Annotated in this window: 9 protein-coding genes; 1 reads left to right on the top strand and 8 read right to left on the bottom strand. The window is 47.4% G+C overall.

Translation table 11 applies throughout. The features are described from left to right. Positions 1-238 precede the first annotated feature (238 nt). The 5 genes from IC617_RS06835 to IC617_RS06815 all read right to left on the bottom strand — a co-directional run bounded on the left by IC617_RS06835 (position 239) and on the right by IC617_RS06815 (position 7,704). The gene (locus IC617_RS06835) at positions 239-1,732 is read right to left on the bottom strand and encodes a tryptophan halogenase family protein (protein WP_191144244.1); all 1,494 of its coding nucleotides are present in this window, start codon (positions 1,730-1,732) and stop codon (positions 239-241) included. Between the two features lie 89 nt (positions 1,733-1,821). After that, entirely contained in the window at positions 1,822-4,821 is a 3,000-nt protein-coding gene (locus IC617_RS06830; RefSeq protein WP_191144243.1) for a TonB-dependent receptor, read from the bottom strand. Between the two features lie 763 nt (positions 4,822-5,584). Then, positions 5,585-6,595, bottom strand: a complete 1,011-nt coding sequence (locus IC617_RS06825) for an FUSC family protein (RefSeq protein ID WP_191144242.1) — start codon at positions 6,593-6,595, stop codon at positions 5,585-5,587. 4 nt (positions 6,596-6,599) lie between these two features. After that, positions 6,600-7,469: an efflux RND transporter periplasmic adaptor subunit gene (locus IC617_RS06820; RefSeq protein WP_191144241.1), complete on the bottom strand. Its 870-nt coding sequence runs from the start codon at positions 7,467-7,469 to the stop codon at positions 6,600-6,602. A 16-nt stretch (positions 7,470-7,485) separates the two neighbouring features. Beyond that, positions 7,486-7,704, bottom strand: coding sequence for a DUF1656 domain-containing protein (locus IC617_RS06815; RefSeq protein ID WP_191144240.1), 219 nt, complete (start codon positions 7,702-7,704; stop codon positions 7,486-7,488). A gap of 211 nt (positions 7,705-7,915) precedes the next feature. Here IC617_RS06815 and IC617_RS06810 point away from each other — a divergent pair, with 211 nt between their 5' ends. Beyond that, positions 7,916-8,839, top strand: a complete 924-nt coding sequence (locus IC617_RS06810; RefSeq protein WP_191144239.1) for a LysR family transcriptional regulator — start codon at positions 7,916-7,918, stop codon at positions 8,837-8,839. On the opposite strand, the gene pdxY is transcribed toward IC617_RS06810, so the two are convergent. The 3 genes from pdxY to IC617_RS06795 form a co-directional block, all read right to left on the bottom strand. Continuing rightward, positions 8,829-9,767, bottom strand: coding sequence for a pyridoxal kinase PdxY (gene pdxY / locus IC617_RS06805; protein WP_191144238.1), 939 nt, complete (start codon positions 9,765-9,767; stop codon positions 8,829-8,831). The two genes, IC617_RS06810 and pdxY, sit on opposite strands and share 11 nt — an antisense overlap. A gap of 84 nt (positions 9,768-9,851) precedes the next feature. Further along, a complete protein-coding gene (locus IC617_RS06800; RefSeq protein WP_191144237.1) occupies positions 9,852-11,441 on the bottom strand; it encodes a bifunctional aspartate transaminase/aspartate 4-decarboxylase in 1,590 nt (529 codons plus the stop codon). Positions 11,442-11,888: 447 nt separating this feature from the next. After that, complete coding sequence (locus IC617_RS06795) at positions 11,889-12,236, bottom strand: hypothetical protein (RefSeq protein ID WP_191144236.1); 348 nt, start codon at positions 12,234-12,236, stop codon at positions 11,889-11,891. Positions 12,237-12,338 lie beyond the last annotated feature (102 nt).

Raw genomic sequence — 12,338 nt, 5'->3', positions numbered from 1 at the left:
ATTCGTGAACTAGCGTTTTGCCACCGGTTGCGAACCTAAAACTCGATTATTTTTTAAACAATCGAATAAAAGAGAAATTTGAGGTAATTCACCTCGATATTTTAAGTAATGAGAGCAAGGTCTAATAAAATCGGTGGGCAGGAATAGCCGAATGGCAAAGGCCATAATTTTCATATGGCCTTTTGCAGAAAAAAATAACTTTTTGTTTTAAAATAAATTTTTCATCGGAAGAATTTGATTAGATGACGTGCTGGCGTAAGAACTCATGGTGGCTCTGAATCTTACCAACCGCGCCCTGTAGCGACTGTTTCATCTCCGCCAGACTTTTACTGAGATAGTCGGTTGAGAAGCTATCAACAATCGGATCATAGGTTTCTGGGTACACCTTGTTGCCATCGTACAGCGCCAGCCAGCTTGCTGGCTGAAAAATCTCCCAGCGATACTTCACCAAATGCCCCCTGGCTTTGAACATGCGGATCTTGTGTTGCAAGGTCTCAGGGATCGGCGTTTGCTTAATTTGCCGCCAGAATGCCGAATCGGTGCGCGAACTCAAGTGGTAGTGCAATACAATAAAGTCTCGCACTCGCTCCCACTCCAACTTGGTCATGTCATTGAACTCATCAATACAGGCTTGGTTCATCGATTTATCAGGGAACAGCATTCGCAGTTTTTCAATGCCCGTTTCGATCATCGCGATACTGGTGCTTTCCAGTGGCTCCAAAAAGCCCGCAGCCAAACCGATCGACACACAATTTTTCACCCAGGCTTGTTTGCGCCGCCCCGGGGTGAACTTAAATAGATTCGGTTCGGTGGTTAATGGACCGTCAATGTGATTGATAAGGACGCTGGTTGCTTCGTCATCACTAATATATTGACTTGCATAAACATGACCGTTGCCTTGTCGATGCTGCAGCGGAATATTCCACTGCCAACCGGCTTGATGCGCAGTTGAAACCGTTCTCGGTTTGGCTTCGGAAACTAACTCACTCTGAACAGCAATGGCGCGGTCACAGAGTAACCACTCACTCCAGTCCTCATAGCCAGATTTCAACGTCTGCTCAATCAACAAGCCACGAAATCCAGAGCAATCAATAAATAAATCGCCGTGGATCTGCTCGCCGTTGGTTAACACCAGATGCTCAATAAAGCCATTGTCAGGGTTAAGCTCGACCCGATCGATTTTGCCATCAATGCGTTTCACCCCATTGGCTTCGGCAAATTCACGCATCAGCTTGGCAAACAGGCTTGCATCGAAATGTAAGGCCCAATCAAAAATAGATAAGGTCGATGGCGGATTTGGCGATGGCGTGGTGAACTTGTCGTTCATTGCCAAAGTGCAGCCTAATGAATAATCGGCAAAGTCAGACACTAAACCCAACTGTTTGAGTTTCAGCCAGTAATGGTGAAACGAAACGCCTTGAACATCTTGACCATAAAGGCCAAACGGGTGAAAAAAGGTGTCGTTAGTGGCATACCAATTTTTAAACTCGATGCCCAACTTGCAGGTTCCCTGCGTAGCTTTGAGCACGTCAATATCTTTCATTCCCAGCGCACCGTAGAAGCGCCGAATAGTCGCGTTAGTCGCTTCGCCAACGCCGACCGTACCAATATCGCTGGACTCAACCAGAGTAATGTTTAGTTTCTGGTAGTAACGGCTCAAACTTGCTGCGGTCATCCAACCAGCGGTGCCCCCACCGACAATCACCACCTGCTGCACCTGATTATCTGTCATCTGCTGCTCCATTTAACGGCTACCTCAACGAACTATAGACAAAAAAAAGGCACTAACCCCAAAGGGTTAGTGCCTCATACAGTGACAACTTAGAAGGTACCACGAACACCGACGGTGTAGCGGGCTTCATAGTAGTTTTGATACGCGAACTGGTCTTTGAACTCCATGTAGTAGTTCTCGTACTCTTCCGTCACGTTCGAACCGCTGACGTAAACAGAGATCTCGTCAGTCACATCGTAGCTGGCCGACACATCAACATAACCGGTCGATTCTTGGTACAAGTTCAACGCACCCCAAGCACCGCCCTGAGCCGCTAAACGCTTGCTCCGGTAGTTATATGCAACACGAGCTTGGAAGCGATCGGCTTGATACCAACCAATCAAGTTGAACTGACGCTCAGAGTTGTCAGGCAACATCTGATCATCACCGTTGATGTCTTTGCCCTGACCTTCACTTGGCGAATACGTAAAGTTGGTATCAAAACCAAAGTCAGAGAAGAAGCTGTCATCACCAATGACATCGCTAAGTGCCATCTTAGCGCCAATTTCGACACCATCGATGGTACCGCCCTTACCTTGAACATTGGTTGTTACCGGCACTTCACGACGGACAATACCATCTGCGTCAGGAACGGCACGCTGGACAGTCTGGTTTTCAGTAAAGCTATCAATGTCGACTTTAAAGGCAGCCACATTCAGCATACTGGCTTCACCAATGTAGTACTCCAATGACACATCCCAGTTATCCGAGCGCCATGGATCCAACTCAGGGTTACCATCTGAGGTACCAGAGGTAGCAATAAACTGGTTGAATGTGCCGCTGTCAGGATCCGAGTCCAAGGCATAGTTAATGCTCAGACCATCACCCCATTGGTTCAAATCTAGCGGTACCATGTTCTTGGCAAAGGCGAAACGCAGAATCAAATCTTCATTAATTTCGTAAGCCAAGTTCACCGATGGCAGATAATCGGTGTAATCACGGTTGGTTAGAATGTCCCCTGCATCGGCGTTGGAGTTACCGTAAGGAATACCGGCACCGGCAATGTTTTGCTTCACTGACAAGTCGGTCTCAACCACGCGCATACCGGCATTACCAGTTAAGTCGCCATCAAGAAACTCGAAGTTGGTTTGCAAGTAGTAGGACAACTCTTCGAGGCTAACTTCGAAGCTACGACCCGGAATGATTTGCTTTCTGGTTGAGCCAAACACGCGGTTATGGAATTTCTCTGGGTTGTCGTAATCCTTCGGATTAACCGCCCACATACCCGGAATGCCTTTGGCCGGACCAAAGTCGGTAATGAATTTGACGTTGTTGTATTGATCCAACGCGACGTTTTCTAACACCACGTATGGTTCAAACGCGCCATTTACCATTTCACCATCGGTACATGCGCCCGGCGCAGTTGAGCCAAAGGTCACATCCGTTGCTTTCCACTGCGCCTCACAACCGGCGTTATGGAATGGTGAGAACAAGTGGAAACGTTCAAATTCGACGTCACGGTCCGACAAGCGTGCGCCCATATCAACGCTGGTGATAAAGCCAGTGTCGAGGGTGTAGTTACCTTTTAAGCTAAAGGCCCGCAGATCGGAGTCAGAGTTTTCGTTGTTTTCTGATGAGAAAGCACCGATGTTGTAGCTATCAAGGTTCGCCATGTAATCGGCAACCGTTGCGCCCTCACCTAAGCCACCATCAATTTGGGTATCAAAACCACCCCAGCGCTGGTGCTCACCACTGGTATCAAGGGTCAGCTGAGGATTTTCGCTGTAGCCCAGCGGGTTAATTTCCTGATAACAACCACCCTCATCACCGACGACTTCGTCACCAGGGCGACATTTGTCAGATGGCAAGAAGTTGGTTGTACGGCCCAGTGTCGTGGAGCCATTGGTTAAATCACCTTCGTTGTAGCCGTGGCGCTTGTCACGATTGGCACGACCGACAATCCCACGGAAACTACCAGTGAAATTACCGCCATTGTCATAATCCAACTGGAAGTTAATATTGGTTGAATCGGCTAGGTAGGAGTCGTTCTGAGTGAATGATTTCAAACGTTTTGGATCGAGATTAACCGACTGCCAAGAGTAGAATTCGCCGCCATCTTGTGGTGCGCCAGTAGCCCTCTCACTGGTTGGAGTAAACCAATCCCAGCTTTGCCACTTGTTGGTGGCACTCATACCAATTTTGCGGTTGTACTCATCCTGATCGGTGTAGAACACATCACTGGTAAAGACAAAACCTTCGCCCAAGTCGATTTGAAGCGATGCATTCAACCCGACACGTTCACGTTCGGTCTCCTGATTCCAAGCGGCAAAACCCTGGGCGCCCATGTAGACTCGGCCAAGATCTTCAAGGCCAACTTGGGCATCAGTGAAACGGCCGGTCCACCCCACTTCACCTGGACTGCCGGTGTTAAAGCCGTTGTAGGAGTTTGACAGGGTGACATCAGAAATCGCCGCAGCAAACAAGAAACCGATTTTGCCGTCGTTCCAGTTGATCAATGCCGAAACCGCTGGATCGGTACTCTCCGTTTCAGAGCCATAACGCGCCTCCGCACTGCCAGAAACAGTAAAGCCCACGTCAAAATCGAATGGTCGGTAAGTCTGCAAGTTAATGGTACCTGTGATACCGGCATTACCTAAACTAGCGGTTGGTGATTTGTACACTTCAACGCCGCGGAATAGCGGAGCTGGCACATCACCGAAATCAGGCTGGCTTGATACGACCGAATTGGCACCTTGATATTGCTCGCCATTCATCTGGGTGACAACTTGCGGCAAACCACGAATGTTGACCGAGCCACCCTCACCAGCAGAGCGACGAATTTGAACACCAGAAATACGTTGTAGAGAGTCAGAGATGGTGGCGTCAGGCAGCTTACCAATGTCTTCTGCAGAAATAGCATCAACCACAGAGTCTGCAGCACGCTTGACGTTAATCGATTTCACTTGCGAACCACGTACACCCGTTACGTGAATTACCTCGACGTCATCTCCAGGTGCTGCATCCTGGGCGAGCAAAGGTCCTGCAGTCAAACAACTAGCCACCCCTAGTGCGATTGCAGAGTATTTGAAGTTATGAGGTTTTTTTATCATCTTTTGTCCCTTTCTGGTCCTTTTAGAGTGTTCTCTAGAAAGTAAACCGGTTTCATTATTATCTTTGTATGGTTCGTACTTTCGGACTCTTTATTATCGTTGGTGAGACCCCACCACTGAAAACGTTATCTTCACCATTTGCAGTCCTGCTACGAACCATTAAGATTCTGGTACCTACACATGAAAAATGTCAAACAAACTTGTTATGGAATAGTGTGAGGTGTGTTACGTTTTTTTCTAAAGTTATTTTTTAACCCCATAAATCAACAACTTAAATAATCACAAAGCAACCCACCGAAATTACTGAAAACGTTATCTAGATCACTCAATATTTATTTTTTTAGCTATGAAATTTAGTCGCAAAGAGATTCAAACGGTCAAATAAAACGCAAAAAATAGTCAAAAACAGAGCAATTAGCATGAAAACGATTTCACTCTGACTATCAAATTAATTCATCGAGACGGAGAGAATTCGCGACACATTAACCTTATGTTTAAATTGACAAAAAGCCTATAAAAGAAGGGTTAAGGAGGTTATTAGCCCCTTTTTAGCATTCCAATCCAAGTCGTTACAATTAGGGCTGACTATCTAAAAAACATTGCCTGAGCTGTTTTATCTTGACGCAGTGAAACCAATCACTGCGTTTAATTTATATGCACTTCGGTTACACCTGAGCCATCATTTTGACTCAACAGGTATCCTCTGCCGAAGGTGCTTCTGCATTAGTCAAATGGGCAATGACATGGCAACAAATCAGCTCGATTAACGGCTCTCAAGAGTTTGCTCAACCGCGCCGCAAACTAAACGAATCAGCACCATGGTGATCAGCATATAGAGCAACATTTGCAATGGCTGAATAATGTCATATTGCGGGCGTAAATATTGTGCAGTCATGGTCAACATGATCAGCATTTGTGCGCCCAGCATTCTCAATGGCAATTGCTCTGGGCGGTGGAATAAACGCCAAGCGACAAAGCAATTGGCAAAGTAGAACAATGCTAGCTGCCAACCAGCTGTTAACTGCGGTAGCAAGAACACGTACTGAATCAGCACAACCAAAGCCCAACCAATGACCACCAGCATCAACTTGTTAAACCAGCTGGCCGGAAATTCAACCAACGCATTGCTAAGTGACGCCACTAAAATAGGGAACAAAAAGCCGCCGGGGATCGGCAGGTAAATCCACGCTAACCACGCAATGCAATTGATCACCACAAACTTAGCTGCTCTGATCAGCCCTTCTCGTCGCGCTTGCGCGACGTTAGCAAATTGAGAGGTGCGGCCATCGCTTGGTTGCTGCGGCCGATTCATCGACGGCCAGAGAATAGAGTGCACTAGGGTAAAACAGACCACACCCAGTAAGGTTTCCTGACCCCTTAATATCGCCAGATGAAAGCTGTATTGCTCAGTCAAACCACCAATCAAACTGACAATGGTGGCTACCAAGAAGGTCATTTTAAAGACATAGCTATAGCGACTAGTTGCCGAACTGTAGCTTGCTAGCGCACCAGTACAGACAAAGCTGAGGAAAAACAGCTCCCGTTGCTGACCAAAAAGACTGATCCAAACAAAGGCCAGCACCACGCCAAACGCAGTACCAATAAGGCGATGACGCCCCTTGGCAACGGCATGGTTGTAGCTCTCGGCAACCGCCATGACAATCACCGCCAAACCACCCCAGTAAGGTTTTTGCCAACCAAAACTCAGCGCCAGAGCAATCGTTAATGCCAAGCTGAGCGCAACTTTAAATGCCTGCTTGCTCTGAATCGTCATCGACTTACCCTCTTGCTTGCGGTGTAATCATCACCGAAGCAGTGGTGCCGACCCGCAATTCAACTTGCTCGGGCAAAATTTGCACTTTGATTTTGACGGGGATCCGCTGAGCCAGTCGTATCCACTCGAAATTCGGGTTCACCGTCGGTAACATTTGCTGACTGGTGGCACCATCAGTTTGGGCAATACCGTAGCCCAAGCTCACCACCTTTCCTTGCAGAGGCTGATCGGGGTACGACATCAGGGTAATGCTGGCCGTATCACCGGCATGAACATGTTCAAGATCGGTTTCCTGAAAAAAGCCTTCAATCCAAAAACTGTCACTATCAATCAACGCCACGACCGGCTGATTGGCCACCACATGGGCGCCTTCTGCCACATTAAAATTGGTGATGTAGCCATCTTTGGAGGCGTACACCTTGGTAAATTCCAAATCCAACTTGGCATTTTCCACGCCGGCTGCGGCAGCGGCGACATTAGCCACCGCGGCGTCAACATCATCAGTCAGATTATTCAAGGTGATCACTGGCACTGCACCTGGCGTTTTCTTCTCCAACGCGGTCATTCGTTGCAACTCATTGCGTGCTCGCTGCACTTGAACCTCTGCTTGAGCCAGTGTCGCTTGTGCCTTTTCATAAGCCGCCAGATAAATACGGTCGTCAATTTCAAATAACAGCTGGCCAGCGGTGACCATTGTATTGTCTGCCACATAAATCTTGGTGATTGGCCCTGTGACTCGTGGCGTCACTTCAATGATGTTGGCCCGCACCAAGGCATCTCGGGTCCATGGATGGGTCACATAAGTCTGATATTTCAGTACCACGGCAATAATGGCTAGTGCTACTAAAGCGAGCGTGATTAATTTTGATTTCATGACAATCTACCTGATTTTATCCTTGGAAAATCAACAGGCTAAGCAGCACTGTATAAATAGTGGTTAAGGCCAGTTCAACAATCGCAGGGGCATAGATATGGCGATCCCAGCCCACTTTGGCGCTCACCAACATGGTCAGGCTGGTTAAGCCATATGCGCAAATCACAGCGAACAGCAAAGGAGGTATAAACAGCTCCCCCACAACCAACTCTTTTGCAATGTAATCTAGGTTCATGTCGCCCTCTGATGTGTCGAATGTGTGTTACTGAAGATGGGGAGATTTTAAGAGGAGCAGACAAAAGGGGTTAATCGCGTTTGTAGGATCAAACCCTCAGTTCGCCACAGCCCCAATTAAATAAAGACTTCACTGCTCAGAAAAGAGGAAGATGGGAGCTAAGCTGCTATGCTCAGAACAGTTTTTCATGGAAGTGAAGGATCTCACCCTCATGCAATTTAGCCTTGAGCAGCTCAAAGCATTTGTCGCCGTATTTGAAAAAGGATCGTTTAGCGATGCCGCGGCCAAATTGAAAAAGCACCGCACCACCATCGGCCAAGTGATCACTAATCTAGAAGATCAGCTAGCAGTGGATTTGTTCGAGCGAATTGGCCGCAGTGCCGAACCCACCGCAGAAGCCAAATTGCTTTATCGCTATGCCAAACAAACCATCGAACAAGCCAGCTCGTTTGACAAAATGGCCTTGAGCTTGTCATTTGGTCAGCTCGAAGAAATCACCATTGCCTACTGTCACTTTATTCCGGCAGAACCCTTGGTTCGAATCCGCCTCAAACTGGCCGAACACTTTCCCAGTATGAAAGTTCACTTTCGAGTAATGACCAAAGAGCAGATCCGGCAAGCCATCCTCAACGACGAAGTACAAATTGGCATCGTCAATATCGATACTCGCTCAGCCATGACCAGCTTTGATGCGACCTTTTTAACCAATGTCTCCCATTCTATTTTTACCGCTGCCAATCACCCGCTGCAGCAAGCAACACAAACGGATCGCCTGAGCCAACTGAAGATCAATAAACAGATTTTGCTGGCAGCCTACATCGATGACGGCATGGCAGATAAGATGATTCTGTCGCCCGATTACGAAATTGTTAGCGACATGCAACTGCTGCTAAATCTGGTCAGCCAAGGTGTTGGCTGGGCCATGTTCCCCATTATCACCGCCAAGCAATTTAGTGCCGAGCTGGCCATCAACGAGCTCTCGTTGAACGAATTAAATGACGACTTCTTTGTTCCTGTTGCGCTGTGGTTTCCCCACTCCAAACCAGTGCTCGAAGTGAAAAAATATGTCGCCGATGTCTTGCTGTCGTTTATTGACGAGTACCGCATTCACCGGCCCGGTACCATCAATCGATAACCACATTAATCGCTTCTCGGCCCAATGTTTCAGCCAGCTGGTCGAATTGCCGCGCAGATACGGCATCAACTTTTGGCAGCAACTGAGCTTTAAATTGGCTCTGTGGCGTCACCAGTTGTTGTTGTGCAGCAATGGTTTGCAATTCCCACTCATGAAGGGCTTGGGTTGTCTTGAGCACATCGAACACCGCATTATGGGTGTGCTCAAAGGCCGCAACTGGCGACTTACCAGTGACCAATTGGGCACTAAATAGACCTGAAATTAAATCGCCGACACCCACTGGTGCACGATCAAACTCAAGCTTAGGTCGTTGGATCAAATAGGCTTCATCTGCCGTGACCAACAGCATTGAGAACAAATGATCGGCCAAGCAATGTAAGTGCTTCACCAGCACAATCTCCGGACCTTTACTAATCACTCGTCGCGCGGCATGAACCGCCTCACTCAGGGAGCTAATGGTTTGCTCTGCCAACTGACTCAACTCAAATTGGTTAGGCACAATGACATCGGCTTGGGGCATTAACAGCTGGATCATTTGCTGATGGACTTCTGGCGCCACAATGCAGCCTTTGTCGGGGTCCCCCATCACAGGGTCACAAATATAGAGCGCATCAGGGTTGGCTTGTTTCACTTTGTTAACCGCGCTCAACACACTCTGACACTGCTCTGCACTGCCGAGATAACCAGACAACACCGCCTGACACTGGCTCAGTTTGCCGATTGCATTGATGCCTATGACCAGATGGTGGATCTGTTCAGCGGCAAACACTTGGCCGGTCCAACCTTGCACATACTGCGTGTGATTGGAAAACTGCACGGTGTGAATAGGCCAGACTTCGAGCCCCATGCGCTGCATCGGAAACACCGCCGCACTGTTACCGGCGTGGCCGTAAACCACATGAGATTGGATTGAGATAATGCCTTTCATTTGACGGCTCCTGTGAAAACAACCAGAGAGAATAAGATGTCGGCAAGGGCTTTATTGCCCTTGCCGTTTAGCTTGGTGCAGCGATTACTGACCTTGGTATTCGGCGTAGTACTGGTCCAGTACTTTGCGCGTCTCGCGGCCAATCAACTCGTACTCATGGTGAGTCAGATTAGCCAGTGAGACCCGAACAGAAGCGTTGACGGTGTCGAAGCCTTTGCCTGGTAGCAAAATAACGCCGGTCGATTGAGCCAGTTGGAACAAGAAGTACTTACCTTTGCCGTTATCTTTGAACCAGCGAACGAAATCTTCGCCGTACAGTTGGCCACCGATGTCATCCAATTCCAGCAGGGTGTAGTAATCGACGCGATCTTTGTCTTGCTTCATTTCCAAGCCCATGTTGCTGTACAGGGTTTTGAAGCGGTCACGAATAATGCGCTTACAAGCGGCTTTGTAGTTGCCAGCAGAATCCATTAGGCAAGTCAGTGAAAACAGTGCCATTTGCAGCTGTTGTGGCAAGGCCAGACCAGCAGTGTGGTTTAACGCAACCGAGCGACTGTCAGCAACGATGCGGTCAATGAATTTGATATCGCGCGGCGTTGTCGTCAGTGTTTTATAGCGGTCATCGAGCTGCAGTTGATGTGCTTCAGGCAAGCGGCGCATGGCATCATCAAAGACATTGTTGTCGTGAATGGCGATAGTGCCCAAGCGCCAGCCAGTTGCACCAAAGTACTTGGAGAACGAATACACACACAGGGTGTTGTATGGCAGCGTTGCAAACAGCGAGACAAAATCATCAGCGAAGGTGCCATAAACATCATCGGTCACAATGAACAAGTCATCTTTACGATTGTCATTCACGAAATCAGTCAGCAAGGTGAGTGTTTCATCTGACATTTTCACCGATGCTGGGTTGGCAGGGTTGACCACACACAGCAACTTGATATCGCGGTCGGCCAATTTTTCGATTTCAGCTAAAGGCAACTGCCAAGTGGTTTCATCAAGGCGCAGCTCAACAATTTCCAGCTCGTACTCTGACAATTCAGGAATTTCCAGATAAGGCGTGAAAATTGGCGTGACTAAGGCAACTTTGTCACCTTTTTTCAACAGGCCATTATTGAACATGGTCTGGAAGGCATAGGTCATTGATGCCGTACCGCCTTCGGTCGCAAAGACGTCAAAGTTTTGGGTCATCGGAACGTTGCCATACATTTCTTCGCCAATGTACTGCTTCACCACGGTTTCCATGTGCTTCAACATACGTGATGGCACTGGATAGTTGCAACCTAAAAAGGCTAATACCAGCTCATTAAGAAACTCGTGTTGGGCAATACCCAAGCGGTCTTTGGCATAGCTCAGTGCTTTTTGTAAGAACTGGACGCCCTCTTTGTCACCGTATTGCTTGGCGAACGTATCGAAACGAGCAATGACATCATCGCCGTTTGGAATGCCGCCGAAGCCGCCGTCTAAATATGAGTAATTGCGTTCTGCTTCTTCCAATGCAAAGTCACCCAGACGCAAGAATGCTTTACGCGGCAAGGTCGCTAAGAAGTTTGGGTTGCCGCGACCAGCATCAAGTAGGGTGCGATCAGGAACCGTATTTGCCAAGTCAATCAACTTGTCTTTCAGTTCAAATGGGCTCAGCTCGGCAAATTGGTTGAAGTCGATGTTTTGCATGGGTTGTATCCTCAAAATTTTCAAAAAAATGTCAGTGATTTTGCCCGCGTCAATCGCTGACGCTGGCGTTCAATTCGGATTCACTAAAAGTTTTTTTAGCGCCCCTCCGTCGGGATGGGTGCATAGTAAGGAGGCAGGTAAAATCGCGTTAATCGGCTTTGTAGGATCAAATCCTACAAAGTCATATTTGGCCGCTAAACCCTTTGAGAAAACAGCCGAACAGTTAAATTTAACGCATTGTTTTTATTGAAAATAACTTCATTAAAAACAGTTTCAAGGGAATAATGGAGAGAGATTAAAGTAACGAAAAAGAAGGTAAAAAAAGTGATTTTTTTAGGCTGCAAAGATCAACTACACATCAGGCACCCCTGATTCGAAGATCTTTTGGGATGGAAAAGTCGCTTAATTAGCGTAATGGGAGACAACAGACACTTGTTTTGTTTGAACTTAGCTCAGACGGTCGATTATTTTTGTTGCCCAGCCATCAAGCAGTCTAGCCGGAGCAAACGATAGAAACAGCCCAAATATTGGAAATAGAGCACTAAAAATGACTGCTACAATTTTGTCCATTTGATCCTTAGTTGGAACACCATTGATTTCAATAGTGGCAGTTGGGTCTAACGCCGCTTGAACAAAAACGAATACCAATATGCAACCAATAAGAGTCAATGTGCCACCTGCTAGGCGGCTTAACCCAACGACAACATCTACTTTTCTCTTTAAATTTTTGTCTATGTCTTCGAGAAGTCCCGCGACGAGTTGGTGAGTTAAGTTTGTTAGGACTTTTCCTGCCAAGAAATATCGATTTTACAATGATGTGCTACACAGTCTCGCAAGTATAAATTGATCAAGCTCTGATAAGGAGCACCATTTTCCTTAGCCATTTCCTTGAAGTAG

This window comes from Neiella litorisoli (assembly GCF_014773395.1).
In the GTDB taxonomy this organism is placed as follows: domain Bacteria; phylum Pseudomonadota; class Gammaproteobacteria; order Enterobacterales; family Neiellaceae; genus Neiella; species Neiella litorisoli.
Note: the sequence above shows the minus strand (reverse complement) of the source record. Positions and strands in the feature narration are given on the sequence as shown.

Excerpts from the sequence above, each read along its gene's own strand:
- IC617_RS06825 (WP_191144242.1), bottom strand. The coding sequence starts at position 6,595 with ATGACGATTCAGAGCAAGCAGGCATTTAAAGTTGCGCTCAGCTTGGCA.
- IC617_RS06815 (WP_191144240.1), bottom strand. The coding sequence starts at position 7,704 with ATGAACCTAGATTACATTGCAAAAGAGTTGGTTGTGGGGGAGCTGTTT.
- IC617_RS06800 (WP_191144237.1), bottom strand. The coding sequence starts at position 11,441 with ATGCAAAACATCGACTTCAACCAATTTGCCGAGCTGAGCCCATTTGAA.
- pdxY (WP_191144238.1), bottom strand. The coding sequence starts at position 9,767 with ATGAAAGGCATTATCTCAATCCAATCTCATGTGGTTTACGGCCACGCC.
- IC617_RS06810 (WP_191144239.1), top strand. The coding sequence starts at position 7,916 with ATGCAATTTAGCCTTGAGCAGCTCAAAGCATTTGTCGCCGTATTTGAA.
- IC617_RS06835 (WP_191144244.1), bottom strand. The coding sequence starts at position 1,732 with ATGACAGATAATCAGGTGCAGCAGGTGGTGATTGTCGGTGGGGGCACC.
- IC617_RS06820 (WP_191144241.1), bottom strand. The coding sequence starts at position 7,469 with ATGAAATCAAAATTAATCACGCTCGCTTTAGTAGCACTAGCCATTATT.
- IC617_RS06830 (WP_191144243.1), bottom strand. The coding sequence starts at position 4,821 with ATGATAAAAAAACCTCATAACTTCAAATACTCTGCAATCGCACTAGGG.